Annotated in this window: 24 protein-coding genes and 1 pseudogene; 18 read left to right on the top strand and 7 right to left on the bottom strand. The window is 65.0% G+C overall.

The features are described 5' to 3' along the window. Positions 1 to 2 precede the first annotated feature (2 nt). On the bottom strand, positions 3 to 2,498 hold the full coding sequence (locus AB0323_RS15035; RefSeq protein WP_366178021.1) for an ATP-dependent Clp protease ATP-binding subunit: 2,496 nt from the start codon (positions 2,496 to 2,498) through the stop codon (positions 3 to 5). A gap of 169 nt (positions 2,499 to 2,667) precedes the next feature. On the opposite strand from AB0323_RS15035, the gene AB0323_RS15030 reads away from it, so the two are divergent. From AB0323_RS15030 to AB0323_RS15015, 4 genes are all read left to right on the top strand, one after another. Then, entirely contained in the window at positions 2,668 to 3,132 is a 465-nt protein-coding gene (locus AB0323_RS15030; RefSeq protein WP_366178020.1) for a GatB/YqeY domain-containing protein, read from the top strand. Positions 3,133 to 3,160: 28 nt separating this feature from the next. Then, positions 3,161 to 4,024: an HNH endonuclease gene (locus AB0323_RS15025; protein ID WP_366178019.1), complete on the top strand. Its 864-nt coding sequence runs from the start codon at positions 3,161 to 3,163 to the stop codon at positions 4,022 to 4,024. Between the two features lie 196 nt (positions 4,025 to 4,220). After that, positions 4,221 to 4,592 (top strand): DUF1508 domain-containing protein, encoded by a 372-nt coding sequence (locus tag AB0323_RS15020; RefSeq protein ID WP_366178018.1) that lies wholly within the window; start codon positions 4,221 to 4,223, stop codon positions 4,590 to 4,592. A 113-nt stretch (positions 4,593 to 4,705) separates the two neighbouring features. Further along, positions 4,706 to 6,298: an AMP-binding protein gene (locus tag AB0323_RS15015; RefSeq protein WP_366178017.1), complete on the top strand. Its 1,593-nt coding sequence runs from the start codon at positions 4,706 to 4,708 to the stop codon at positions 6,296 to 6,298. 183 nt (positions 6,299 to 6,481) lie between these two features. Here the strand turns inward: AB0323_RS15015 and AB0323_RS15010 are convergent, their stop codons facing one another. Beyond that, positions 6,482 to 6,658 (bottom strand): CsbD family protein, encoded by a 177-nt coding sequence (locus tag AB0323_RS15010; protein WP_364536243.1) that lies wholly within the window; start codon positions 6,656 to 6,658, stop codon positions 6,482 to 6,484. 146 nt (positions 6,659 to 6,804) lie between these two features. Between AB0323_RS15010 and AB0323_RS15005 the strand changes: the two genes are divergently transcribed. Then, entirely contained in the window at positions 6,805 to 7,776 is a 972-nt protein-coding gene (locus AB0323_RS15005) for a magnesium transporter CorA family protein (protein ID WP_364536240.1), read from the top strand. A gap of 25 nt (positions 7,777 to 7,801) precedes the next feature. Here AB0323_RS15005 and AB0323_RS15000 read toward each other — a convergent pair whose 3' ends face one another. Then, complete coding sequence (locus tag AB0323_RS15000; protein WP_366178016.1) at positions 7,802 to 9,448, bottom strand: phosphodiester glycosidase family protein; 1,647 nt, start codon at positions 9,446 to 9,448, stop codon at positions 7,802 to 7,804. A gap of 209 nt (positions 9,449 to 9,657) precedes the next feature. Between AB0323_RS15000 and AB0323_RS14995 the strand changes: the two genes are divergently transcribed. Then, positions 9,658 to 10,242: a histidine phosphatase family protein gene (locus tag AB0323_RS14995; protein ID WP_366178015.1), complete on the top strand. Its 585-nt coding sequence runs from the start codon at positions 9,658 to 9,660 to the stop codon at positions 10,240 to 10,242. A gap of 90 nt (positions 10,243 to 10,332) precedes the next feature. Next, entirely contained in the window at positions 10,333 to 11,646 is a 1,314-nt protein-coding gene (locus AB0323_RS14990; RefSeq protein WP_366178014.1) for an alkaline phosphatase family protein, read from the top strand. A 26-nt stretch (positions 11,647 to 11,672) separates the two neighbouring features. Here the strand turns inward: AB0323_RS14990 and AB0323_RS14985 are convergent, their stop codons facing one another. Next, on the bottom strand, positions 11,673 to 12,788 hold the full coding sequence (locus tag AB0323_RS14985) for an AI-2E family transporter (RefSeq protein ID WP_366178013.1): 1,116 nt from the start codon (positions 12,786 to 12,788) through the stop codon (positions 11,673 to 11,675). A gap of 385 nt (positions 12,789 to 13,173) precedes the next feature. Between AB0323_RS14985 and AB0323_RS14980 the strand changes: the two genes are divergently transcribed. Genes AB0323_RS14980 through AB0323_RS14935 form a run of 10 tightly spaced genes read left to right on the top strand, consistent with a single transcriptional unit; the run spans position 13,174 to position 24,200 of the window. After that, positions 13,174 to 14,052 (top strand): xanthine dehydrogenase family protein subunit M, encoded by an 879-nt coding sequence (locus AB0323_RS14980; RefSeq protein WP_366178012.1) that lies wholly within the window; start codon positions 13,174 to 13,176, stop codon positions 14,050 to 14,052. Between the two features lie 5 nt (positions 14,053 to 14,057). Next, positions 14,058 to 14,582 carry a (2Fe-2S)-binding protein gene (locus AB0323_RS14975; protein WP_366178011.1) on the top strand — a complete coding sequence of 175 codons (525 nt, stop codon included), beginning with the start codon at positions 14,058 to 14,060 and terminating at the stop codon, positions 14,580 to 14,582. Next, on the top strand, positions 14,579 to 16,972 hold the full coding sequence (locus tag AB0323_RS14970; RefSeq protein WP_366178010.1) for an aerobic carbon-monoxide dehydrogenase large subunit: 2,394 nt from the start codon (positions 14,579 to 14,581) through the stop codon (positions 16,970 to 16,972). The genes AB0323_RS14975 and AB0323_RS14970 overlap by 4 nt, the downstream gene beginning before the upstream one ends. Position 16,973: 1 nt before the next feature. Beyond that, complete coding sequence (locus AB0323_RS14965) at positions 16,974 to 17,915, top strand: XdhC family protein (RefSeq protein WP_366178009.1); 942 nt, start codon at positions 16,974 to 16,976, stop codon at positions 17,913 to 17,915. A 21-nt stretch (positions 17,916 to 17,936) separates the two neighbouring features. Next, positions 17,937 to 18,857 (top strand): MoxR family ATPase, encoded by a 921-nt coding sequence (locus tag AB0323_RS14960; protein WP_366178008.1) that lies wholly within the window; start codon positions 17,937 to 17,939, stop codon positions 18,855 to 18,857. Beyond that, entirely contained in the window at positions 18,850 to 20,094 is a 1,245-nt protein-coding gene (locus AB0323_RS14955; RefSeq protein ID WP_366178007.1) for a VWA domain-containing protein, read from the top strand. Before AB0323_RS14960 ends, AB0323_RS14955 begins: the two co-directional genes overlap by 8 nt. 29 nt (positions 20,095 to 20,123) lie before the next feature. Next, positions 20,124 to 21,062: an ATP-binding cassette domain-containing protein gene (locus AB0323_RS14950; protein ID WP_366178006.1), complete on the top strand. Its 939-nt coding sequence runs from the start codon at positions 20,124 to 20,126 to the stop codon at positions 21,060 to 21,062. After that, positions 21,059 to 22,168: an ABC transporter permease gene (locus AB0323_RS14945; protein WP_366178005.1), complete on the top strand. Its 1,110-nt coding sequence runs from the start codon at positions 21,059 to 21,061 to the stop codon at positions 22,166 to 22,168. Before AB0323_RS14950 ends, AB0323_RS14945 begins: the two co-directional genes overlap by 4 nt. Then, entirely contained in the window at positions 22,168 to 23,268 is a 1,101-nt protein-coding gene (locus AB0323_RS14940; protein ID WP_366178004.1) for an ABC transporter permease, read from the top strand. The genes AB0323_RS14945 and AB0323_RS14940 overlap by 1 nt, the downstream gene beginning before the upstream one ends. Before the next feature lie 29 nt (positions 23,269 to 23,297). After that, a complete protein-coding gene (locus tag AB0323_RS14935) occupies positions 23,298 to 24,200 on the top strand; it encodes a pyridoxal-phosphate dependent enzyme (protein WP_366178003.1) in 903 nt (300 codons plus the stop codon). Positions 24,201 to 24,214: 14 nt separating this feature from the next. Here the strand turns inward: AB0323_RS14935 and AB0323_RS14930 are convergent, their stop codons facing one another. After that, complete coding sequence (locus AB0323_RS14930; RefSeq protein ID WP_366178002.1) at positions 24,215 to 25,141, bottom strand: LysR family transcriptional regulator; 927 nt, start codon at positions 25,139 to 25,141, stop codon at positions 24,215 to 24,217. 141 nt (positions 25,142 to 25,282) lie between these two features. Between AB0323_RS14930 and AB0323_RS14925 the strand changes: the two genes are divergently transcribed. Continuing rightward, entirely contained in the window at positions 25,283 to 25,582 is a 300-nt protein-coding gene (locus AB0323_RS14925) for a muconolactone Delta-isomerase family protein (RefSeq protein ID WP_366178001.1), read from the top strand. Positions 25,583 to 25,631: 49 nt separating this feature from the next. Here AB0323_RS14925 and AB0323_RS14920 read toward each other — a convergent pair whose 3' ends face one another. Together AB0323_RS14920 and AB0323_RS14915 are read right to left on the bottom strand one after the other, a co-directional pair. Further along, positions 25,632 to 25,898 carry a GlsB/YeaQ/YmgE family stress response membrane protein gene (locus AB0323_RS14920; protein ID WP_366178000.1) on the bottom strand — a complete coding sequence of 89 codons (267 nt, stop codon included), beginning with the start codon at positions 25,896 to 25,898 and terminating at the stop codon, positions 25,632 to 25,634. Positions 25,899 to 26,006: 108 nt separating this feature from the next. Then, positions 26,007 to 26,903: pseudogene (locus AB0323_RS14915) on the bottom strand (glycogen debranching enzyme); the annotation flags it as partial.

Genomic DNA, 26,903 nt, shown 5'->3' with positions numbered 1-26,903 from the left:
CGTTACCCCACGGCGGGCAGGGCGTCGGGGATGCGCGGCTTGGCGTTGCCGGCGAAGGTGAACTTGGCGTCGTCGCCTTCGCCGTCCACGTCCACCACCACGATGTCACCCGGGTGGATCTCGCCGAAGAGGATCTTCTCGGAGAGCTGGTCCTCGATCTCGCGCTGGATGGTGCGGCGCAGCGGCCGGGCACCCATGGCGGGATTGTATCCGCGGGTGGCCAAAAGTACCTTGGCGGCGTCCGTGAGCTCGATGCCCATGTCCTTGTCGGCCAGGTGCTGTTCCAAGCGATGGATCATCAGGTCCACGATCTGGATGATCTCGTCCTGCGTGAGCTGCGGGAAAACGATGACGTCGTCCACACGGTTGAGGAACTCCGGACGGAATTGCTGCTTGAGCTCCTCGGTGACCCGTGCCCGCATCCGGTTGTACCCTGTGGTGGTGTCCGTGCCGGACTGGAAGCCGGTCGCCACGCTCTTGGAAATGTCGCGGGTGCCCAGGTTGGTGGTCATGATGATCACCGTGTTCTTGAAGTCCACCACCCGGCCATGGCTATCCGTCAGGCGGCCGTCCTCGAGGATCTGCAGCAACGAATTGAACAAGTCGGAGTGGGCCTTCTCCACTTCATCGAACAGCACCACGGAGAACGGACGGCGGCGGACCTTCTCGGTCAGCTGCCCGCCCTCGTCGTAGCCGACATAGCCCGGAGGGGCACCGAAGAGACGCGAAACCGTGTGCTTCTCGGAGTACTCGGACATGTCCAGCGTGATAAGGGCATCCTCATCGGCGAAGAGGAATTCCGCCAGCGCCCTGGCGAGCTCGGTCTTGCCGACGCCGGTAGGGCCGGCGAAGATGAACGAGCCACCGGGACGCTTGGGGTCCTTCAGGCCTGCACGTGTACGGCGGATTGCACGCGACACTGAATTGATCGCCTCATTCTGACCGATAACGCGCTTGTGCAGTTCCTCTTCCATCTTGAGCAGGCGGCTGGATTCTTCCTCGGTGAGTTTGAAGACCGGGATGCCGGTGGAGTTCGCGAGAACTTCGGCAATCAGCTCCTCGTCTACCTCGGCGTTGCCGTCCGTGCCGCCGGATTTCCACCTGAGCTCCCTTTCCCGGCGCTCGGCGACAAGTTTCTGCTCCTTCATGCGCAGCGACGCGGCACCCTCGAAGTCCTGGGCGTCGATGGCCGATTCCTTCTCCATCTTCACCTCGGCGATGCGTGCGTCCATCGCTTTCAGCTCCGGCGGCCGTGTCATGCGGCGGATGCGAAGACGTGCGCCTGCTTCGTCGATCAGGTCGATCGCCTTGTCCGGCAGGAAGCGGTCCGACACATAACGCTCCGAGAGGGCCGCCGCGGCCGTCAGCGCGCCGTCGGTGATGGTCACCCGGTGGTGCGCCTCGTAACGGTCACGCAGGCCCTTGAGGATCTCAACGGTGTGGGCCACCGATGGTTCCTGGACCTGGATCGGCTGGAAACGGCGCTCCAACGCGGCGTCTTTCTCAATGTGCTTGCGGTACTCATCCAGGGTGGTGGCACCAATGGTCTGGAGTTCACCACGGGCCAGCAACGGCTTCAGGATGGACGCCGCATCGATGGCACCCTCTGCAGCGCCGGCACCCACGAGCGTGTGGATCTCGTCGATGAAGAGGATGATGTCGCCGCGGGTCCGGATTTCCTTGAGGACCTTCTTCAGGCGCTCTTCAAAATCGCCCCGGTACCGGGAACCGGCCACCACTGAGCCCAAATCGAGCGTGTAGAGCTGCTTGTCCTTCAGGCTCTCCGGCACGTTGCCCCGGACAATAGCCTGGGCGAGGCCCTCGACGACGGCGGTCTTGCCGACGCCGGGCTCGCCGATCAGCACGGGGTTGTTCTTGGTCCGGCGGGAGAGGACCTGCATGACGCGTTCCATCTCCAGCTCGCGGCCGATCACAGGATCAAGCTTGTTTTCCCGTGCAGCCTGGGTAAGGTTGCGGCCGAACTGGTCCAGCACCACCGAACCAGCCGGTGCAACCTCGGCCTGGCTCGGTCCGGCGACCATACCACTGGGGTCCTTGCCCTCATACCCGGAGAGCAAATGGATGACCTGCTGGCGGACCCGGCCGAGGTCGGCACCAAGCTTGACAAGGACCTGCGCGGCAACGCCTTCACCTTCCCGGATGAGGCCGAGCAGAATGTGCTCGGTACCGATGTAGTTGTGGCCGAGCTGCAGGGCTTCCCGGAGGGCGAGCTCAAGGACTTTCTTGGCACGCGGGGTGAACGGGATATGACCGGACGGGGCCTGCCGGCCCTGGCCGATGATCTCCTGCACCTGCTCGCGGACGCCATCGAGCGAAATATTCATCGACTCAAGCGCCTTGGCCGCAACCCCCTCACCCTCCTGGATCAGACCCAAGAGGATGTGCTCGGTACCGATGTAGTTGTGGTTGAGCATGCGTGCCTCTTCTTGGGCAAGCACAACAACGCGACGGGCACGGTCCGTAAATCTCTCAAACATTTCGCCACACTCCTGGCAGCCGCCTACCTCGATGCTACGTCGCCAAGGGCCCTCTTGGGGGACGCCGGAGGCAGAATTTTAGATACCGGGCCAGCCGGCTGCATGGTTCTTCTGCATAGACGGCCAAGACCGTGAAGAATGAAAACAACCACCAACTAGAGGGAACACCATGAGCACCCTGAAGCAACGCCTGCATGCCGACGTCGTAGTCCACATGAAAGACCGCAACAAGACCGCGCTCACGACGGTCCGCAACGTCCTCGGCGAAATAGAGACGCGTGAGAAGTCCGGCAAGACACCCATCGAGCTGGACGACACCCAAGTGACGGCCCTGTTGCAGAAGGAAGCCGCCAAGCGCAGGGACACGGCGCGCATCTACACGGAGGCCGGCGAGTCCGAGCGCGCTGCCGCGGAAATTGCCGAAGCGGAAGTCATCGAGGCGTACCTGCCCGAAATGCTGACCCCCGCCGAAGTAGAGGCAATCGTCGACGACGCCATCGCCGCGTTGAAGGCCAGCGGCCAGGAACTCACGATCAGGCAGATGGGCGCCGTGATGAAGCCCGTCACAGCAAAGGTCGCTGGCCGCTTCGACGGCAAGGCCGTCAGCGAAATCGTCCGGACCCGACTCGCATAGATACACCGGAACGCAGGGAGGAGCAGCCATGGCAGCCATCATCCTGGGATGGAATCCACGGCTTTGGAACGACTGGAACTACGAGGCTGTGATCGGGCAGGTTGCCGAAACGGGTCAATTCCTCGAGCGATGGAACGTTGGCCAGCACCGGAAGATCCAGGCCGGCAACCAAGCATGGCTTCTCGTGCAAGGCGGAGGCCCCCACGGACGCGGGCTCATCGGCCACGGCGTCGTCATGTCCGAAGCGTATGAAGCGCCTCAACGCACCGAGCCGAAGAGTGTTGCGCGGTACGTGAGCGTGGCCTTCGATGCCTTGCTTCCCCTCGGCAGCCAGATCCCGTCGAGTGTCCTCTCCAGCGAAGTGCCGGACGTGGCCTGGAACGCCTTCCGCGGATCGGGACGGTCCATACCGGCAGAATCAGAATCCGGCCTTCAGCGCGTGTGGCGGGAGCACGGACCAAGAGCCTCCGAGCCGTGCCAGACCGTTCCAGGAACCTACCCGGAAGCAGCCGTCAGTTGGATTGAAACGAACCGCTACGAGCGCGACCCTGAAGCCCGCCGGATTTGCCTGGCTTTCCACGGCACGTCCTGTGCCGTGTGCACTTTCTCCTTCGAAGTAGGCTACGGAGACATCGGCAAAGACTTCATCCACGTCCACCATGTGGTTCCCGTTTCACAGCTCGGCAACGACTACACGCTGGATCCGATAGCGGACCTCGTGCCGCTGTGTGCCAATTGCCACGCCATGGCACACCGGGGCGTGGGCACCCCTCGCACCGTGGCGGAATTGCGGCGTGCCATCGCAGCCGCCGGACACTTGCCCGGCCAAATCGTCGATGACAGGGCGCTGGCGGCCCAGGACGCCGCACACCGGATTCTCGAGCAGCGATGACCAAGGGCCGTCCCTGATGCACTAGCCAGCCAAGGTTCTTCCCCGTATTTTGTTAACTACACCGTGCGGCGAGCACCACACGCTGTGAGTCAGATGATCCATTTGCCGGCTGAAACCGCTGGGGCGCAACGCCGCGCCCCGGACCCGGCGAGACCTACCGGGCGCCACGCGCCGCCCGCTGTTCAGGAGGATACGCATGGCAGGGATATTTGAACTCTACATCGACGAGGACACGAGCTTCAGATTCAGGCTCAAAGCGCCGGACGGAACCGTGGTAGCCATCTCCAGGTCCTTTCCCGACAAGCCCGCCGCGGTGAGCGGCATCAGCGACGTGCGGGAATATGCAGGAATGGGCCTGATCACCGATCTCTGCCCGGAAGTCCCGCACCGCGGGCCGTCACCCACGCATCCGGTTCCCGTTGTACGGCAAACCAGCCCTTCCGCGATGCCGCCGCTTCCCGTCCCGCCTCGACACCATAATCCGCTCCCCCAAGGAGATCGAACCGGCCGCCCCTGGCACACCCCCGCCTTGGTCGACGCATCCTGCGCAGGGCTGGTTGAGGCGTAGAGCCGTCCAGTTGGTGGGCATCCGGCCGCGGCGGGCCTTGTCGCGGCCCCGCGCCGCCGGGTGTAATGGACGCACGACGGCGACTCCCGCCGTCGTGCGCCGAAGGAGCCGCGATGTTCACCAGCCCGTACGCTGATGTCGAGATCCCCGAAGTCACGATTTATGAGTATCTGTTCGGCGGGCTGGGCGTCGAGGACCTTGACCGGATCGCACTCGTGGACGGCACGACCGGCGCGGAAATGACCTACCGCCAACTCGTCGGCCAAATCGACGCCATGGCAGGCTGGCTAGCGGGCCACGATGCAGGCCCCGGGACCACAGTGGGCCTTTTCTGCCCCAACGTGCCGGCGTTCGCCGTCGTCTTCCACGGGGTGCTGCGTGCGGGTGCTGCCGTCACCACCGTCAACGCGCTGTATACCGCCGATGAAGTCGGCAGCCAGCTCAGCGACGCCGGCGCCTCCTGGCTCTTCACCGTCACGCCGTTCCTTGAGCGGGCGGAGGCCGCGGCGCTGGTTGCCGGGATCCCTGCGGAACGGCTTGTGGTGCTCGACGGCGGCGACCTCGCTGCCGCCGCGGGGCATCCCTCGCTCGCGGACGTGCTCGACGCCGGTCTTCCCGCGCCGACGCTCAACGTCGATCCGCACGCCGCCGCGGTGGTGCCGTATTCCTCGGGCACGAGCGGCGCGCCGAAGGGCGTCCTGTTGAGCCAGTACAACCTCGTGGCGAACGTCGCGCAGTCGAGCGCCTTCTTCCGCGTAACTCCCGACGACGTGCTGCTCGCCGTCTTGCCCTTCTTCCACATCTACGGCCTGACCGTGCTGCTCAACCTTGCCCTCGGCGAGCGGGCCCGGCTTGTCACGATGCCGAAGTTCGACCTCGCCGAATTCCTCCGCATTACGCAGGACTACCGCTGTAGCTACCTCTTCATCGCGCCGCCCATCGCCGTCGCGCTGGCAAAGCATCCTCTAGTGGACCAATACGACCTCTCGTCCGTGCGCGCCGTGCTTTCGGGGGCAGCGCCCCTCGACGGCGAACTGGGGCACGCTGTTGCGAACCGGCTCGGGTGCACGATGCTTCAGGGCTATGGCATGACCGCGCTGAGTCCCGTATCCCACGCCATCCCGCGCGACGGTGCCGAGCGCGTCCCTCTCGACTCGGTGGGCTACACCGTGCCGAACACGGAATGCAAGCTCCTCGACCCCGCTACGGACGAAGAGATCGACGTTCCGGCCGAAGGACCGAGCGCTCCCGGACAGCTTCTCGTCCGGGGGCCGCAGGTCATGCTCGGCTACCTGAACCGGCCCGACGCAACCGCCGCGACGATCGATCCGGACGGCTTCCTCCGCACGGGCGACATCGCGACCGTCACGGCCGACGGCGTCGTGACGATCGTCGACCGGCTCAAAGAGCTGATCAAATACAAGGGCTACCAGATCGCACCTGCCGAGCTCGAAGCGCTCCTGCTCACCCACCCGCGTATTGCGGACGCCGCAGTCATCGGCATCCACGCGGACGACGGCGAAGAGGTACCGAAGGCGTTCGTCGTGCGGCAGGCCGGAGCCGAGCTCGGCGACGGCGAAGTCATGGAATTCGTCGCCGGAAGGGTGGCGCCGTTCAAGCGCGTGCGATCGGTGGAGTTCGTCGATGCGATTCCCAAGTCGGCGTCGGGAAAGATCCTCCGGCGGGAGCTGCGCGCGAGAGCCTAGCCAGCGGGGCGAACGGCCCTGCCGCATGACGCTCCCGCGCCGAACCGGGGTTGATGATCCAGCCCCCCCGCGCCTGCTTCATCATGGCAGGCCGCACTGACCCGTCCAGTGTTGGAAAAATGTATCAGGACATGACGCGGGCGCGGGCCGCATGGCCCGCGCCCTGCTATCGGCGTCCGCGGACTAGTGCTTCCTGAAGGCGCCTTTGATCTTTTCGCCTGCCAGCTTCAGATCGGCCCTGACCTGACGGGACTTGCCCTCAGCCTTGAGCCGGTCATTGCCGGTGGCCTCGCCGGCCGCCTCCGTGGCCTTGCCGTGGAGTTTACCGGCAGCGTGATGGAACCTGTCGCCCCAACCCATAATGGCTCTCCTTAGTCGCCGGCCCAGCGGCAGGACACCGCAAGGCCGCACTTAAATTGTAGGGACGAACAACGGCAAAGGCACGTCCCGGCCGCGAAGCCTTGCCGCTCAGGAAGCACGGATACGCGTCCCGTACTATGGGGCGGATGGTGTTCATACGGCTATACCGCGAAGGCAAACTCGAACGCGACGATGTCCTGGCCCACGAAATCGAAGCCCTGGCCCGCCAGGATGACGTGGTGCTGTGGATCGACTACACGAACCCGACGCCGGATGACCTTCTCGGCGTCGAAACGGTGTACGGGCTTCACCGACTCGCCGTCGAGGACGCCGTCCACGACTTTCAGCGGCCCAAACTGGACCGCTACCCGAACCACCTTTTCCTCTCGGCCTACCAGGCCGCGTTACAGCCTGGCACCGGGGAACTGGCTGTCGCCGAGATCTCGGCATTCGTGACCCACAATGCGCTAGTGACTGTGCACGGGGCCGGATTCGACACCGACAAGCTGACTGCGCACTGGGACGCCGAAACCGAGCTGGCACAACACGGGGTGCCCTTCCTCTTCTGGGGCCTGCTGGACATGATCGTCGACGGGCACTTCGACGCCGTCCAGGAACTCGATGGCTACATCGATTCCCTCGAGGAGTCGCTTTTCGCGGACCACTCCCCCGATCACGACCTGCAGCGGAAGACCTTCGAACTCCGAAAGAACCTCGTCCGGCTCCGCCGTGTCGTCCTGCCCATGCGTGAAGTCCTGAACACCCTCCTGAGGCGGGAGGACCTGGTTGGCTGCAGCCCGGCGATGCAGCCCTTCCTGCAGGACGTCTACGACCACGTGCTGCGTGCCTCGGAATGGACGGAATCGCTCCGTGACCTCGTCACGACCATCCTGGAAACCCACATCAGCATCCAGGGGAACCAGATGAACCTGGTCATGAAGAAGGTCACCAGTTGGGCCGCGATCATCGCCGTTCCCACTGCAGTGACCGGCTTCTTCGGGCAGAATGTGCCCTTCTTCGGCTTCCAGAGCGATTACGGCCTCTGGCTATCCTGCGCTCTCATGGCCGGCGGTTCAATCTTCCTTTACCTCGCCTTCAAGAAGCGGGACTGGATCTAGCTGGTTCCCCGTGGAAGTCCCGGTCCTACTGCCCGTCTTTGCGGGCCGGCAGCACAAGGAGCGCGTCCCCGATAGCGCGCTCCGAGCCGCCCGAGGGGCTGTTCTGGACTTTTCCTTCGGCAACGGCTGTTGTTGAGCCACCGCCATCCAGGTTCATGGCCTGGACCATGCCAAGTGACAGTGCAACGTCAGCCTCTTCCTTCAGGCTCAGTCCGAGCGAGGAAGTCGAACGTCCATCGGCGGTGACAAGCATGGTCCTGCCCTGGGCATCGGTCCCGGCGAAGGTCCGGGGGTTCCGTTTGTGGACCCAGCCGTAGTAAAAGCTGTTTCCGTCGTTGGGACGAACCATGCCGTCATGGCGGGCAGTGACGTCTTCACTGCCGTCCTTGACCAGCAACGGGCCACCGTTGACGACGCTCGTGAACTTGTTAGCGTGCAGGGACTTCCCGTCCTGGCCGAGCAGTCCGGCGTCGATCTTCAGCTTGGCGCCCACCGGAGCGAGTGCGCGGAGCCGCGCGACGTCGGTTCCGGTGGCCTGGATGGTGTGTCCTCCGGAAGGGACGGCCGCACCACGGGTTTCGGCGATGGCGGTAACGGTGTCGTGGCTGTCCACCATCACCTCGAGGCCTGGACCGGCAGGCGTGGACGGCCCGAACTCCGGAGTGAACGTGACGAGCTCATTGGAGTTCGTGCAGGTGACATCCTGGAGCGGGCCTGAGGTAGGCAGGTCGTTGGCGCCGCCGCAGTTGCGGATCAGGCCAGGTACACGGTCGATGCCGTCCAATGGTGCTTCCCCGGAAGCGGAGGAGATTTTCCCATCCCAGGTCAGTCGCTGGATGCTGCTGGCATTCTTCTTCCCGTCGATGACGAGAGCCGGGCGGTCCGCCACGGCTTCGCTGAGGGTCTTGCCTCCATAGACCCCGGCCCCGGCGGGGTCGCCTTCGGCACCGGCCTTCGGGTCGAAGACGAAGAACCCTCCGTTCACAGCCGCGATGGCGTGGGCGTCGGAAGCCAACTGGCTGGTGGTCTCCCGCTTCTCCAGATCCGGGCCGAACGAGGCGGCGAGCTGACCCTGGTACGTCCCGGGATCGATCGTGATGACGTCAAGATTCCACGGTCCGCGTGTCTTGGTGCTGGTTTCGGAGTCGCCGTCCCAACCCGTGTAGATCACTGAGGAGGCAAAACCGGCGGTCTTGATCTTTGCGACGACGGAGGCGCCGTCAGCCTGCGCGGCGAAGCGGCCGGCACGGACCCGATACCCCAAATCGCCTCCCGCGTCGGCGAGCTGCGGCGACTGGACATGTTCAACGCGCTCGTCGACTCCGCCGGCTTTGAGTTTGTCGGCCGTGCGCTGTGCAGTGGCCTGGCTTGAGAGCGCCGACGCCGGAGCATCCGGATCCGGCGAGTCGGAGGGAATGGCCACTTCGGCTGTCCAGAAAAGTGATGAGTCGGCTCCGCCCCGGCTGATTTTGGTCAGTGTGACGCCGGGGGCGAGGGTTGTCACTGTCCGGCTCTCGGGGAGGTCAGCGGCGCCAAGGTTGAGGTGGGCACCCTGATCCTGTTTTCGAACATCGTCCGCATGGGTGGGCCCAACGGGGCTAAGGAGCGCTGAAAAGACGGCCAGAGCGAGGCCGCCGGTGAGGGCACTGCGACGTTTTAGGGAGGCTTTCATGGGTCCACCGTATAAAGACTGGACCGTCGCCCAGTCCGGTTTTCCCGTTTCGCGACCCCTGTTGACCGAACCTTCATGCCACGTTCACTTGCAGGCGGAAGGCCGACCCAAGAAGCAGCATTGGCTGCCCACGGACTTATCCCAAGGCAGAATGGAAGGCATGCCCCTTACTACGTTCGCCCTCGTCCGCCACGGCCAGACAGACTGGAATGCCCCTTACTACGTTCGCCCTCGTCCGCCACGGCCAGACAGACTGGAATGCCCAGCGCCGGCTGCAGGGATCCACCGACATTCCGCTGAACGACGTCGGCCGCGGCCAGGCGCGCGACGCCGTCGCCGTCCTTTCCGGCTACGAATGGGACGTCATCGTTTCGTCACCGCTGAGCAGGGCCGCCGAAACCGCCGAACTGATCGCCGCAGGGCTGGGGCTCAGCGTGGACCGGCACATGCCGGAGCTGACCGAGCGACGCTTTGGACCTGCCGAGGGCCTTCAAGCGGGCCCTGAGCTGGACGCACTGCGCATTCCCGGCGGCTTCCGCGGCGCGGAAAGCGAGGATGCGGCAGCCTCCCGAGGCCTGGCCGGGCTGGAGGCGCTCGCCGAGGAGTTCAGCGGTCGCCGCGTCCTTGTTGTCGCACACGGAACCCTCCTCCGCTTGAGCCTGGGCCGCGCCGTCGCCCGCACGCTGGAGAGCATCGAGAATGCCGCGCTCAACCTAGCCCACCACGATGCGCTTGACGGCTGGCAGCTCGAATACTTCAACGGTGAACCCGTGGTGGCTCCCGTTCCCGCCTGAGCAGCACCGATCCGACGGCATATCCACCAGGACAGCTGCGTGGGAGACTGTTCTGCACGGACAGGAACTCCTTACGAAGGGATGGTCACCGTGCCGGCAACTGGTCTCAATGCCGTCCAGCACATCGTCGTCTTGATGCTTGAAAACCGCTCATTCGATCACATGCTGGGATACCTCTACGCCGATTCCGCCAATGTTTCTCCCGCGGGAGACCCGTTTGAGGGCCTGACCGGCACGGAGTCCTGCCCAGGCACCGATGGCAGTCCTGTCGGGGTCTATCAGCTGACTTCCTCGACGCCCGACGTCTACTTCATGCCGGGCGCCGACCCCGGGGAGGGATACCAGGCAACGAACGAGCAGCTCTATGGCAGCGCCGGCGCGCCGCAAGCGGGGACTGTGCCTCCCATGAGCGGCTTTGTGACCAACTACGCCGGTGCCATCAAGGACAACCTGGCCAAGGGCTGGCACGTGGTGCCGGGAACAACCGAGCAAATGATCATGGGCTGCTTCACCCCGCAGACACTTCCTGTCTTATCTGCGATGGCGAAGGGGTTCGCCGTCTGTGACGCCTGGTTCGCGTCAGCTCCCACCATGACGATGCCCAATCGGGCGTTCGCGTGTGCCGGAACCAGCCAAGGCAACCTGGATGACAAGGCCAAACGGTTCGCCGTGCCGAGCATCTTCGGGCACTTGGGCAACCATGGGATCCCGTGGAAAATCTACGGCGAAACCAAGTCGCCCCTGACGAAACTCGACTTCGACGACACCCGGCACGCCCCGGCGTCGAACATTGGCCTGTTCGCGGACTTCCAGGCCGACGCGGCGGCCGGGAAGCTCCCCGCATACGCCTTCCTTGAACCGTCCTGGTCCTCGACGGGCAACAGCGAGCACCCCAACTACAACGTCGCGCTCGGGGAGCAGTTCCTGCTGGACGCCTATCGCGCCGTCCACGATGGGCCGGCCTGGGACTCCACCCTGCTCATCGTCACGTATGACGAACACGGTGGCTGCTACGACCACGTCGCTCCGCCGTGGGGCGCGACGCCGCCAGACGATACACCGGGGGAATTCGGTTTCGATTTCACCCGTTTCGGGGTACGTGTGCCAACGATCCTGATCAGTCCGCTCATCCCGGCCGGCACCCTCTTCCGAGCCCGCGGTCCTGTCCCACTCGATCACACGAGCATCCTTGCCACCATCGAACATCGTTGGAACCTGCCGGCCCTCACTCGCCGCGATGCCGCGGCACCCGATGTTGGCGGGGCCTTGAGCCTCACCGTCCCGCGCACCGACGACCCCCTCGCGGGCGTCCGGGCACCCAGTCCCCCGCCGACCACCCGGGCGCTCGCAGAACAACCGTCCCACCTGGAGCAATTGCGCGACGAACTCCTAGCGCAGGCGTAGGTTCGGGCTTTGGCGGTGAGTCCGGTTCAGCCCGAGGTTCCATCGGCGTGGTCGATGCCGGCGGGCGCCGAGTCGCCCCGCCCGGTCCACGTCTTGATGGCAGTCCAGCCAACGGCGGCAGTCGGCACGGCCAACAAGGCACCGATAATGCCAGCGAGCATCGTGCCGATAGCCAAGGCCAGCAAAATGGCCAGCCCGTGAATGCTCAGGACCTTGCCCATCAAAACGGGTTGAAGGAAATGGTGCTCAAGCTGGTTGGCCGCGACCAGGACTGCGAGGACGATGAGGGACGTCACCGGACCGTTCGAGATCAGGGCGACACCTACAGCGAGGGTACCGGCTGCGGTGGAACCAATGATGGGAATGAATCCGCCGATAAACACAAAAACGCCAAGGGGCAGGGCAAGCGGGACACCGAGGATGGCCAGGACGGTCCCGATGATCAAGCCGTTCACCGCTGCGATGAGGGCCGTGCCCCGGACATAGCCTCCCAGGACGGTGGCGCTTCGTTCCGCGGCCAGGTGGGCCTTCCCGCGGTGAACCGGCGGCAGGAACCCGAAAAGGAAAGTCCTGATCTTCTCGCCGTCCTTGAGGAAGAAGAACAAGATCACCACCATGAGAACCAAGCCGGCCAGGATTTCACCGACCGTACGGGCGCCCGTGAGCGCTTCGGCACCAAACGTGCTGCTCGTGACGAAGCGCTGGATGGAATCGGCGACGGAGCGGAGTTGCTCGTCGCTGACCTTGAAGGGGCCGTTGTTCAGGAATTGGTGCAGTTGGTCGATGCCGGCAGTGAATTTCACCGCAAGCTCCTTCGATTGCGCCCTGATAAGAAAGACGATTCCGGTGATGACTCCGCCGAAGACTGCGAGGATCCCCACGAACGATGCCGCGACGGCGAGGGCCTGGGGCCACCGGTGGGCAGTCAGCCAACGCACAAGAGGCGAGATTGCCGAGGCAAGAATGAGCGCGATAGTGACCGGGATCATGACGAGCGGCACGCTGGTCAGAGCCCACAGAATCACTGATACCAAGGTGATGACCAGGAGCATCTGGCCTGAACGGATCCCGGCGCGGCCCAGCCCGTCGGACCACATTGCCGACATTGTGGGTTTGTCCGGCGAATTGTTGCTTTCAGTCATTGGGTTCCTTCCTGGTGGTTCGAGCAGTCCCTTATCGCTCATGCCCCACCCTAACGGCGCACTCCAAGCTAGCTCGCAACGAGACAACTACCTCACCCGCCCGCAGCGTGACGGTTGTCGCGTCCTCGACAGGCAGCCGGTAACCGTGGCGGCTCACGCCCCGGGCTTCCATCTCGGCGACCCATTCCCATTCCACGATCGGTTGATACACCATGACGACGGACGGAACGTCGCGGAAAGGACACCGGCTGCGAATTTCTTTTTGCAATCAAAACGGCCGTGATCTTGCCCCTTGATCATGTTGACACCCACAATGACGCGGGCAAGACTGATCATAGGTCCGCGTCCTGCGACCCGCAGTACGTCTGGCCCTAAGGGGTGGACAATGCAGATTCCGGCTCCATTCGATTATGAGCGCGCGAGCGACGTCGAAAACGCCCTGGAACTCCTCGAACGCCACGGTCCCGAGTCGCGGATCATCGCAGGCGGACACAGCTTGCTGCCGATGATGAAGCTGCGCCTGGCGCGGCCGGAGTGGCTGATCGACATCAACGACTTGGCGGAACTGGAATTCATCCGCCGGGAAGGTGAGCAGTTGCGTGTGGGTACCCTAACCCGCCACGCTGCGCTCCTCGAGTCCGCCGACGTCGCTGAACTCTTTCCGATAATCCGTGATGCCGAGCAGGTGATCGCGGACCCTGTGGTCCGTAACCGCGGCACGATCGGCGGCTCGCTCTGCCAAGCCGATCCGGCCGAAGACCTCTCCACTGTCTGCGACGTTCTGCGTGCCCAGGCCGTGATCCGCGGGCCCGACGGCGAGCGGATCGTCGCCATGTCGGACTTCCACCGCGGCCCCTACGAAACCGCCGTGGCGCAGAACGAGCTGCTGTACGAAATCCGCTTCACGATCCGCCCGCGCTCGGGCAGCGCCTACGAAAAGGTGGAACGCCGGGTAGGTGACTGGGCGATCGTCGCGGCCGGGGCCGCCGTCGGGCTCTCCGCAGACGGGACTGTGGAAGAGGCCGCAATCGGGCTGACGGCGGTCGGGCTGGACGGCACCGTCCCCGAGGCCGAAGCCGTGCTTCTCGGACAACGGCCGCATGAAGACCTGTTCGTCGAGGCGGCCCGCATCGCAGCCGCCGCCTGCCACCCGGTGGACGACCAGCGCGGACCGGTCGACTACAAACGGCACCTGGCCGACGAACTCACCCGCAGGGTCCTGCGCCGTGCTTGTGCGCGCGCTGCAGGTGCACAGGAAGGCTGAAGGCAATGCAGATCAGTATGACGGTCAACGGGGACAAGGTGACCCGGGACATCGAACCGCGCGTGTTGCTGGTCCATTTCATCCGCGAAAACCTTGGAATGACCGGCACGCACTGGGGATGCGACACCAGCAACTGCGGAACCTGCGTCGTCTTGATGGACGGTCAGCCGGTGAAATCGTGCACCGTGCTGGCAGCCATGGCCGACGGACACGAGATCCGGACCGTCGAGGGACTGGCCGTCGGCGGCACGCTCGATCCGGTTCAGCAGGGGTTCATGGAGGAACACGGCTTGCAATGCGGATTCTGCACTCCGGGAATGATGCTCAGCGCCAGGGCCCTCCTCGACCGCAACCCGCATCCCGACGATGCCGAGATCCGCCAAGCCATTTCCGGCCAGATTTGCCGGTGCACCGGTTACGCGACCATTGTCCGCTCGGTGCAATGGGCCGCCGCCCACCCGCTCGGCGCAGACGCCGAAACGCACGACGGCGGTGCCGGTGGCACCATCGTTGAAGAGGTGACGGCATGACCACCATCCAGGAGCATGCACCCAACCCGGCGGCCGGAGACCCGGGCCGCCCGATCGGGTTCGGCCGCCTCCAGCGCAAGGAAGACCCGCGGTTCGTCCGCGGCAAGGGCACTTACATCGACGACATCGTGCTGCCCGGCATGCTGCACGGAGCCATCCTGCGCGCACCCGTTGCGCATGCGCGGCTGGTCTCAATAGATACCACCGAAGCGTTGGCGCATCCCAAGGTTCTCGCCGTCATCACGGGCAAAGACCTGCAGGCACTCAACCTCGCGTGGGCGCCTACCCTGTCGGCCGATGTGCAGGCAGTCCTCGTCACGGACAAGGTCCGCTTCCAGGGCCAGGAGGTCGCTTTCGTCGTCGCCGAGGACCGCTACGCCGCGCGCGACGCCCTGGAGCTGATCGACGTCGAATATGACATGTTGCCGCCGGTGATTGATGCCCGCCACGCCCTCGACCCCGGCGCGCCGGTCATCCGTGACGATATCGAGGGCCGGACGGACAACCGGATCTTCGATTGGGAGATCGGCGATGCGGCTGAAACCGAAGCAGTGTTCGACGCTGCCGACGTCGTCGTGGCCCAAGAGGTCGTGTATCCGCGCGTGCACCCGGCACCCATGGAAACCTGCGGCGCCGTCGCGGACTTCGACCCGATCGACGGCAGACTGACCCTCTACGAAACAACCCAGGCGCCGCATGCCCACCGGACGCTGTACGCGATAGTGGCAGGCATTCCGGAGCACAAAATCCGGATTGTCTCCCCCGATATCGGCGGAGGCTTCGGCAACAAAGTGGGCATCTATCCCGGCTACGTCCTCGCCGTTGTCGGCTCGATTGTCACCGGCAAGCCGGTGAAGTGGGTGGAAGACCGCTCGGAAAACCTGATGTCGACGTCGTTCGCACGGGACTACATCATGCAGGGCGAGATCGCGGCCACCAAGGAAGGGAAGATGCTGGCGGTGCGGACCAACGTCCTGGCAGACCACGGCGCCTTCAATGCCACCGCGCAGCCCACCAAAAACCCTGCAGGTTTCTTCTCCATCTTCACCGGGAGCTACGACCTGAAGGCTGCCTACTGCAAAGTCACGGGTGTCTACACCAACAAGGCCCCCGGGGGCGTGGCCTATGCCTGTTCCTTCCGCGTCACGGAGGCGGTCTACCTGGTGGAGCGCATGGTGGACATCCTGGCCCGGAAACTGGAGATGGATCCGGCAGAGCTTCGGTTGAAGAATTTCATCAAGCCGGAACAGTTCCCTTACGCCAACAAGACCGGCTGGGTCTACGACTCGGGCAACTACGAGCCGGCCATGCGATTGTCCATGCAAATGGCCGGGTACGAGGATCTCCGGCGCGAGCAGCGCGAAAAGCGGGAGCGCGGCGAGCTGATGGGCATCGGGGTCTCCTTCTTCACCGAGACCGTCGGCGCAGGGCCGCGCAAGCATTTCGACATCGTTGGGCTCGGCATGGCCGACGGTGCCGAACTCCGTGTCCATCCCACGGGCAAGGCCGTCGTCAGGATCTCCGTGCAGAGCCAGGGGCAGGGCCACGAGACCACTTTCGCCCAGATCGTGGCGGAGGAGCTCGGCATACCGCCCGAGAGCATCGACGTCGTACACGGCGACACGGACCAGACCCCCTTCGGCCTCGGCACCTATGGCAGCCGCTCGACGCCGGTCAGCGGCGGCGCAGTGGCGCTGGTGGCGCGGAAGGTCCGGGAAAAGGCGAGGTTCATTGCCGCCGCGATGCTTGAGACGCGGCCCGAGGACCTCGAGTGGGAAAAGGGCCGCTGGTTCGTCAAGGGCGATCCAAGCGCCGGCAAGACAATCGCCGAGATTGCCTTCGGCGCCCACGGCACCGTTGCCCTGCCGGAGGGAATCGACGGCAACCTCGATGCTGAGGTGACGTATGACCCTCCCAACCTCACGTTCCCTTTCGGCGCCTATATCTGCGTTGTGGACGTCGACGCCGGGACCGGCCACGTCAAGGTCCGGCGATTCATCGCGGTGGACGATTGCGGGACCCGGATCAACCCGATGATCATCGAAGGCCAGGTCCACGGCGGACTGACCGACGGCGTCGGGATGGCGCTCATGGAGATCATCGCATTCGACGAGGAGGGCAACTGCCTCAGCGGCTCGTTCATGGACTACCTCATCCCCACGGCGATGGAAGTCCCGGACTGGGAGACCGGGTTTACCGTCACACCGTCGCCGCACCACCCCATCGGCGCCAAAGGCATCGGCGAATCCGCCACGGTCGGGTCCCCGCCCGCCATCGTCAATGCCATCGTGGATGCGTTGACGCCATATGGAGTGACGCACATGGATATGCCGTGCACGCCGGCCCGGGTATGGGAGGCCATGCAGGGCCGGGCCAGGCCACCGGTGTGACATGCCCCTGCACGGAGAAGCATTGGCGGCAAGGGCGCAGGAACTTGTGGAACGCCGGGAACCGTTTGTGCGTGCCACGGTAGTGCGAGCGCAGCACCCCACCAGCGCCCACGCCGGGGACACCGCCCTGGTGCTGGCCAACGGGGAAATCGACGGGTTCCTTGGCGGCACGTGCGTCGAGGCCTCCGTGCGCGAATACGGCCTGCAGACGCTGTCCAAACACGAACCCCTGCTATTGCGCGTCGTCCCCGGCGAACCGTCCCGCACCCGCGAGGAGGGCGCCGTCGAGGTCGCGAACCCCTGCCTCAGCGGCGGAGCGGTGGAGATCTTCCTCGAGCCGCAGATGCCCGCTCCCCGGGTGGTGGTGGTCGGCGCGACCCCCGTGGCACAGGCCTTGGGCGCTTTGGGTGCCATCCTCGACCTGGACATGGACCTCACGGACGGAACCGCGGCGGAACCGCGGGCCGACGACGCCGCCCTCATCGTCGCGTCGCAGGGCCGGGACGAGGAGCCTGCGTTGGAGGCCGCACTCCGGCTAGGGGTGCCATACGTCGCCCTGGTCGCGAGCCGCACGCGCGGCGCCGCCGTCCTGGCCTCACTCGACGTCGACGACGGCCAGCGTGCTCGCGTACACAGCCCGGCCGGGCTGCTTCTGGGCGGCCGGACGCCTGCCGAGATCGCGCTGTCGATTCTCGCCGAGCTTGTGTCCGTGCGCCACCTTGGCGGGGCTGTAGAGGCTACGAAACCGGAGACCGCCACAGCGGATCCGGCGCCCGCGAGCACGGAGCCCGCGAGTGCCGTGGACCCGGTCTGCGGCATGAGCGTCGCGGCTGTGGAGTCCACGCTGCACGCCGAGTTCGCTGGGACTACGTACTACTTCTGCTCCTCTGGATGCAGGAGGGCGTTCCTCGCCGATCCGGAACGCTATGCCGCTGCGTCTTGAGCCCCGGCTGGGACGGGACCGATGACCGGGCCGGTGCGGGCGGGTGCGGAAGACGATGTCCGGCGTCTTGTCCCGGACGTTTCCGCGCTGATGACCGCACTCGACGACGGCGACTACCTTGCCGACGTCGGACTGGCGACCGCATTGTTCCTGGCCATCCGCTTGCCGCAACCCATCCTGCTGGAGGGTGAGGCCGGCGTCGGGAAGACCGAGGCGGCAAAGGCGCTGGCCAAGGTGCTCGACACGCCCCTGTATCGCTTGCAGTGCTATGAGGGCATCGACGTGGGTGAGGCCCTGTACGAGTGGAACCATCAACGCCAACTTCTGGGCATCCGCTTGGCTGAGGTCCGGGACGTCCGCGTGGAGGAGTCCGACCTTTTCGGGGAACAGTACCTGCTTCGCCGCCCGCTGCTGAAGGCGATCGAGCATCCAGGCCCGCGTCCGGCCGTCCTGCTGCTGGACGAGATCGACCGGGCCGACGCTGAGTTCGAGGCCTTCACTTTTGAGCTGTTGGCTGAGGCCGCGGTGACGATTCCCGAGCTGGGCACCATTCGCGCCACGCACCCGCCCATCGTCGTCCTGACCTCCAATCGGACCCGGGACCTGCACGACGCCTTGACCCGACGCTGCCTGTACCACTGGATTGACTACCCCCGGCCGGAGCGCATCGCCGCGATCGTTCGCCGCAGGGTGCCGGGGAGCGCCGAGCCGCTCGCCTTGGATGCCGCAGCGGCCATCACGAGGTTACGGTCCCTAGACATGGCCAAACCCCCGGGTATCGCGGAGGCAATCGACTGGGTGTCTGCCCTGACGGTGCTTGGCGTGGAACGACTGGACCCGGCGGCGGTAAAACAGACCTGGGGTTCGGTCCTGAAGAATCGCGACGATCTGGACATTGCGTGGGCTCAAGGCCCGGCATGGGTGGCTGGCGGCTATGATTGAGCCTGCGCTCAGGGATGGCCGGGCCGGCGTGGATGCTGCGGCTTTGGCGGTAGGGTTCAGCACGGCGCTGCGCAATGCAGGTTTGCCGAGCTCCCCGGACCGCGCGGCCTGGCTTGCCCGGGCGCTCAAGATCGTTCCGCCTACTGCCCGTGAGCCGCTCTACTGGACGTGCCGGGTGGCGCTGGTCTCTTCGCACGAACAACTGCCGGTCTTCGACGCCGTCTTTTCGGCCGCATTCGACGGGACGCTCGATCCGGCGGAGACCCGCGGCGATGCCAACAGTCCACCGGCAATCGGCACGGCCGAACACACCCGGACCGCTCCAAGCGAACGGCGCCTGGCCCACGCCGACGGTCACGTCCCGGCGTCGCGGGCGCCCGTCGCCGCCCCTGGCGAAGCGAACGATGACGAATCCCATGCCCCGGAGTTCGAGGCAATCCTTGCCATGGCGTCCGCAGAGGAGCACCTGCATGAGAAGTCCTTCGCCGAGCTGACACCCGAAGAAGCTGCCCACGTGCGCCAGCTGGTTCGGCGCATCGTCCTGGCTACCCCGGAGCGCCGAAGCCGCCGGACACGCCAATGGGCGCATAGTGGCGCAAAGCTTGACCTCCGGCGCACCATCCGCGCGGCCCGGCGCACCGGCGGCGACGCAAGCTCCTTGGTCTATTCCCGCCGTCGTGCCCGTCCGCGCCGCCTCGTGTTCCTGTGCGATGTGTCCGGCTCCATGGAACCGTACACGCAGGTCTTCCTTTCCCTGCTGCAGGGCGCGGTGGCCGGCGCGCAGGCCGAGGCGTTCGTGTTTTCCACCCGGCTGACCAGACTGACCCGGCAGCTTTCGAACCGGAACGCAGACAAAGCCTTGGCCCTGGGAGCCGCGGCCGCCCCCGACTGGGCGGGTGGCACACGCCTCGCGGAGAGCCTCCGGCGCTTCACCGATGGCTACGGACGCCGCGGCTTGGCCAGGGGCGCGGTCATTGTGCTGCTCTCCGATGGTTGGGCCCAGGATGCCCCCGAACTGGTAGACGCGCAGATGGCGCGGCTGCGGCGGCTCGCCTACAGGATCGTCTGGGTCAATCCGAGGAAAGGCGGCACGGATTACCAACCGTTGGCGGGCGGCATGGCCGCCGCGCTGCCCTACTGTGACGCCTTCGTCAGTGGGCACAACTACGCCGCTTTGACGGAAGCTGCCGCCGCCATTCGCGCCGAGCCGGCACGCCCGGCGAGGAAGCAGGGGTAATGCAGCCCGCTGTTCAGGGAGGAAAAGGCATGACTGAAGCGGCCATCGAGCTCATAGGCGTCACAAAGCGGTTCGGTTCCCTCACCGCGGTCGACGACCTGAGCCTGCAGGTTCAACGCGGAGAGATTTTCGGCCTACTCGGGCCCAACGGCTCCGGCAAAACAACCATCATCAACATGATCAGCGGCCTCAGCCGCCCAAGCTCAGGCGGGGTCAGGGTCCTGGGCATCGACCTGCTGAAGGATCCACGCGGGATCCGGCGCTCGCTCGGGACAGTACCGCAGGAGAACGCCCTTTACGAGGAGCTCACAGCAGAAGCCAACCTCCGGTTTCATGCCGATCTCTTCGACGTGCCCAAGCATGGTCTCGATAGGAAGATCACCTCGCTGCTCGAATTGGCGCAACTGGAAGAGCGGCGGAAGAGCCGCGTCGCCACGTTCTCCGGCGGCATGAAGCGAAGGCTGGCATTGGTCCGGGCCATGCTCCACGAACCGGAGCTGCTCTACTTCGACGAACCGACCCTCGGAGTCGACGTGCAGAGCAGGCATGCCCTCTGGGACCGGATCCTGGAACTCAAGGATCGCGGAACCACCGTACTCATCACCAGCAACTACCTCGAGGAAGCGAACGCCTTGTGCGATCGCCTGGCCATCATCGACCGCGGACGGCTGGTGGCGCTCGATTCGCCAACCAAGCTGCGGCGCAGTTTCGGTGACACGGTACTTGAAATGCGCACGCATCCAGCTCCCGGGGAGGACATCGTTCGAAAGGTCCTTGCGCTCCCCGGCGTCGTCTCGGCAAATGCTTCCGACGGCTCGCTGAAGGTCACAGTAGAGGGTGGTGCCGACGTGACCGGCAAGGTCGTAACGGAAGTAGTCGGGTCCACGAGCCTGGAGGAGATCCAGAGCCGGGAACCGAGCCTCGACGAGGTTTTCCTGAGCCTGACGGGCAAGGAGCTCCGGGAGTGAGCCTCCGCCATGACCTGCGTGTGATCCGGGCCGTGGCCGCGACGGACATCCGGCTCACCCTCCGGGAGCCATTGTTCGCGATCATCGGCGTCCTGATCCCGATCAACTTTTTGCTTCTCTTCCTGCTCTTCGCGATCAGCGGCGGCCAGGCCCCGATCGCCGTCGTGATGAATGACCACGGACCGCTCGCGGAACGCTTCCTTCAGGCGATGAACGGCGCGCATTCGTTCATCATCCACACCGCAAGCCCGGCCGACGCAGAACGTGAGATCCGCTCCGGCAGCATCGTCGCCGTCGTGACCGTGCCACAAGAGTTCGACGCCGCCCTCGCCGCCGGAACGCGAATCGAGATTCCGGTGGAAGTCAACAACTTGAACGTCGACTTCACCAACGACATCCGGCGGGCCGTTCCGCTGTCCATCACGTCCTTCTACGCGGACGCCTTCCCCGATCAGGTGGTGGTGACCGCCCGCGAATCCGACCTCCAAGTACAAGACACCGGCTACATTCCGTACCTCGCCGTGAGCATCATGGTTGCCGGCCTGATGCTCGCGTCCCAACTGCAAGGCAGCGTCAATACCGCGCGGGACTACGAGCTCGGGACCATCAAGGAACTCGCACTTGCGCCTGTGAGCCGCTTGACGATCGGGGTGGGCAAGGTCCTGGGAGCCGCAGTCCTTGCGGCGGCGTCCGCGCTGCTGCTACTCGCCGTCGTGGTCCTTTTTATCGGGGTCCATCCGCTCCATCCCCTCGAAGTGTTGGGCTTCGGACTCTTGGTTCTGGCGGCGTTCCTCGCCCTCGGCGTCCTCGTCGGGACCCTGGTCCGCCGGAGACAGCAGGCAATCCCCCTGTCCATCGCGGCCGTTCTACCTTTGTTCTTCTTGAGCGGACCGTTCGGGCCGGCGAATTGGCTGGGCGCCATCCCCGGCGGGATCGCTGCGATATCGCCGCTCACGTATGCGATCGCCGCCTTCCAGCACGCCTTCCACGGTTACCAGACGGCTCCGCAAGGCCTGACTGTGGACGCGATCGTCCTGGGAGCATTCAGCTTGGTGGCCGTGGGGTGCGCGGCTTTCGTGTTCGGTCGGCGTGGGGCGAGGCACTGATGGCTGCCCGACGTGCCGTGCTCGCCATAGCGGCGAAAGATATCCTGACCTGGTTCCGGACGCCGTCCGCGATTCTGGCCAGCCTCCTGCCGCCCGTCGCATTCCTGCTGATCATCTTCGTGGTGGCCGGGGCGGTCGGCCGGAACCCGGTCGCGCTGGTGGTTGAGGACAGCGGGCCGCAGGCGCAACGGCTCGTCTCGATCCTTGAGAACTCGGACGCCTTCCGCGTCCAGCGCGCCGATCCCGTTGAAGCCACGCACCTGCTGGACACGCTCCAAGTTGCGGCGGTCATTACCGTACCCGCCACGTTCGACGACGACTACCGGGCGCGGCGGCCCGACCCCGTCAGAGTGCAGATCAACAACCTGAACCTCGACTTCACCAACGATCTGCGCCGCTCCGTTCCGGCCGCCATTACCAACTTTTATGCCGGCCAGCCGGACACACCGATCATGGTCGGCGTCGCCGAATCGGACCTGAGGCCGCACGACGTCGACCTGGTCCAGTTTCAGCTCGTGCCGATCCTCGTGCTCCTGCTCACGATCATGGGGATCGTCAACGGCGGGTTGGCAGCCGCCCGCGAGTTCGAAGAACTTACCATCAAAGCGCTGTTGCTCTCCCCGATCGGCCGCGGGTCGCTGATCGCCGGCAAGATCCTGGCATGCTGGGTAACAACCATGCTCGTGGCTGCAGTGGTCCTGGTCTTGTCGTACGCCTTTGGGGTCCTCCGCCCTGCTGGATGGTTTTGGTTGCCGGCGCTGGCCGCGATCGGACTGATCGCGCTGGCGGCCGCCGGGCTCGGGACGGCTTTGGGAGGTGCGCTGCGGCGCTTCTCAGCCGTTGCCGGGGCTGGCATCAATCTGTCGATCTACCTGTTCTTCCTCAGCGGAGGAATCAGTGTTGCGGCGTTCTTGCCGGATTGGATCCAGGCCATAGCGCACTTCACGCCGACCTTTTACGGGGTGGACGCGCTAGAGGCAGCGATCTTCTACCAGTCGACCGAAAACCTCGGCCGGGACCTGGTTGTGCTGCTGGCGACCGCCGCCGTCGGACTCGTTCTGGGGACGGTGTCCCTTCGACGGCGGCTGGTCGCCTACTAGCCTCCGCGACCTTTGGCACGAAGCTAAGGATGGAAAAGAAGACGCAATTCTTCTTACGACCGACCCCCGTAGAAGCGGTACCCCGGCTAGCTGCGGCCCTCGGCATCCCCCGAGACGGGCTGGTCTTCAAACGCGATGACCTGATGGGCCTTGCGGGCGGTGGCAACAAGGTGCGCAAGCTCGAAATCATGATGGCGGACGCTGAACGGCAGGGCGCGCGCGTCCTCGTTACCACTGGCGCTCAGCAAAGCAACCACGCGCGGCTGACGGCTGCCGCGGGAGCTCGCCTTGGAATGCACGTGGTACTCGTATTGGCGGGTGAACGCCCGGAAAAACCCACCGGCAACCTCCTGCTGGATCAAATCCTGGGCGCTGAGCTTGTATTCGCCGGGGCCTCGGACACTGAAAGCGTGGCCGCAGAATTAGCGCGTGAGCGCGACGCGTTTCGGATACCTTTCGGCGGAACGAATGCACTCAGTGCGGAGGCGTATCGGCAAGCGGGGATGGAGCTGCTCGAGCAGGTACCTGATCTGGGGAGCGTCACCCTCGCAGTAGGCTCCGGAGGGACGATGGCTGGCCTTGTCGCAGCCATCGGAGCGGAGCGCGTATTCGGTGTTGACTGCGGAGCGCTCAAAGATGCGCGAGCCGCCGTCGCACGCCTCATAGACGAGATGGGCTTTGCCAGCGGTGCGCTTCGCATTGATGAAGAGCAGGTCGGCGCCGGATACGAATACCTCACGGAGGCGGCACGGGAAGCTATCGATCTGACCGCTCGGATGGAAGGCATCATCCTAGATCCGACATACACTGGGCGCGCCATGGCTGGCTTAATCAGCGCAGCACGCCACGATCGACTGCCAGAAGGCACAGCGGTGTTTCTCCATACAGGCGGGCTGCCAGGCCTTTTCGGCAACGACCAAATCCAGTCCTAGAGCTGCGAAACCCCTCACGCTTGCTTTCCAATGGTCGGGGGCCAGTGGGTTTCGGTCGGCGGTATTCGCCACCCGGCCGCCGAGGCGCCGTCGATCAGCGTTCGGATCGCGCTCGTGACCACAGGACGCGTGTCATCCGCACGGTGCAGCAGATCCCAAGCCCACAGCGGGACCGGGGACGTGACAGGCCGACGGGTCAATGTGGGCGGCATCGGCTCTGCATGACGTTTGGGCGACTGGAGCACTGGCCGCCTCAAGCGGGACACATGCTCGAAGAATGCGGGTCCGGTGATGCCACCGTCGTCGATGTGGGTGACGGACGCCCCACTGGCCTGCGCGAAGGCCAACGCGTAGCGGTTCCACGAGTCCCATGAGGCTTCGTCGACATCGACGAGGATCGTGAGTCCGGCTGCCGGCACACTCTCGTGACGAGCCGCATGGTGCGTCCCTGGCATGACGGCTTGTAGTCGCTCGTACTTTAAAAGCTCGGCTGCCAGGCCCTGCCGCGCGACGTCGGCCTCCTCAATCCACGCAATTGCAAGATCGAGGCTGCCTTCGGCTACCCGCGCTGCCTGAGTGTGGGATGGCAGGACCCACTCGTCTACCCGGATCCGAAGGTTGGGCATTGTCGCGATCCCTGGGGGAAGCCAACTGACATAGCCCAGCCGCAGCGGCATCTGTCGGTCGCCGTTGCGAGCCCGATCGAACGCCCGTGCGGCAGCGGCCAGGACCTCCCGGGCATCAGTCAGGAACTCGCTGCCGGCGGGCGTCAACTCGACGTGCCTGCGATCACGGATGAGGAGCCGGGTCCCAAGCTCGCGCTCGAGGTTGAGGATCTGCTGGGAGAGCGACGGCCCGGCAATGCGAAGCCGCTCAGCGGCTCGACCGAAATGCAGTTCCTCGGCGACAGCGACGAAGTAGGTGAGCTGCCGGAGTTCCACGGGTTGATTGTACGCCGGGATGACCATGAGAGGCCGGGCCTACCAGTGTTCGGATACAAGTCGTGGACCGCAGACGGGCACTCGTGTTGACTCAAATAAAGGGCACCCGCCCGACGGCCGACAAAGACAGAAAGCAGTCCCATGGAATTCCTCACCATCCTCACCACGAACGTCCCGCATGGAACGCCAGATTCGACGGTCGACGCTACCAAGGATCGCGAAGCTATCCGCGCTGCCGAACTGGCGCAGACGGGCAACCTCCTTCGGTTGTGGAGGCCGCCCGCAGAGCCGGGCGAGTGGCGCACGCTCGGCCTCTGGAGCGCCGATACGGAGGCCGATCTCAGGGAGATCCTGGCCTCGCTCCCGCTGCATGTGTGGATGACTGTGGAGATTACGCCCCTGAATCCACACCCGAACGATCCGGTGGCGGCGAAGGCCTGACCAGCGGACACCCGAGAACGGTGCTGCCGAACCAATTGTTCGACAGGCATTAGACCCTGCTTCGACGTCCTCTGAGTGCTCCGAAGATCAGCAGCACGATGATGGCTCCCAGGATGGACAGCAGCCACGTCCTCAGATCGAAGAAGTCTCCCAGTCCGCCACCGAAGAGGAGGGAACCGATCCAACCACCAAGAAACGCCCCGACAACTCCCAGGAGCATGGTAAGCAGCAGCCCACCGCCTTGCCTTCCAGGAAGAATGGCCTTTGCGATGGCGCCCGCGATCAGGCCAAGCAGAAGAAAAGCGAGAAAACCCATGGTGCATCTCCTTTGCAACGAAGACGAGCGCCGGTCCGGCGCTTCGCCTCCGAGTTAATCAGCACGCTTACTGACAGGCAAGGCCCCGATCAAGATGTCGCCAACCGTTCACGGAGTGTCCTGCTTGCTTGGCCGCCGCCCGGACTCCGGCTTCTTCGTCTTCTTCGGCTCCGGAACGGCAGGTGACGTGAGCGCCGCGGTTTCGGCGGTCGCCGTCTGCGTCAGCGCTGCGAGCGAGGCGGCCACTGAGTGGTCGGGCACCTCCTCGGGAGCACTGTGCGCACGAAGCACTACGATTGACTTCGCCACGAGCGACACTACACCGCCTGCTTCGACGGGCGCGGAGTCGGCGCTCTCCCCCGCGGTGTCGATCAGGATGTCCCAGGCGGGTGCGTATTCGTCCGAGGGCAGCCTGAACTTGACTTCGTCGTCGTGGGCGTTGAAGTAGAGCAGGAAGTTGACGTCGGTGATGCGCCGGCCCTGGTTGTCCTTTCCTTGGATGCCGTCGCCGTTGAGGAAAACCCCAACTGAGCGGCCGAAGCCGTTGTCCCAGTCCTCAGGTTGCATGGTGCTTCCATCCGGATCCAGCCATTCGATGTCCGGAAGCCTTTCGCCTTCGCCGCGCAGCACCGGGCGGCCGTCGAAGAAGCGGCTGCGGCGGAAGGTGGGGTGCTTGGCGCGCAGAGCGCTGACCGCGGCCGTGAACTCGACGAGGGGCTGGTCCACGCTGTCCCAGTTGATCCACGTCAGCTCGGAGTCCTGGCAGTAGCCGTTGTTGTTGCCCCGCTGCGTCCGGCCCAGCTCGTCACCGTGCAGCAGCATCGGGACACCCTGGGACAGAAGCAAGGTGGCGATGAAGTTCCGCTGCTGGCGGGCACGAAGGCCCAGGACCTTGGGATCCTCCGTGGGCCCCTCGACGCCGCAGTTCCAGGAGCGGTTGTGGGATTCGCCGTCGTTGTTGCCCTCGCCGTTCGCCTCGTTGTGCTTCTCGTTGTAGGACACCAG

The organism is Arthrobacter sp. NPDC080031 (assembly GCF_040702485.1).
In the GTDB taxonomy this organism is placed as follows: Bacteria; Actinomycetota; Actinomycetes; order Actinomycetales; family Micrococcaceae; genus Arthrobacter.
Note: the sequence above shows the minus strand (reverse complement) of the source record. Positions and strands in the feature narration are given on the sequence as shown.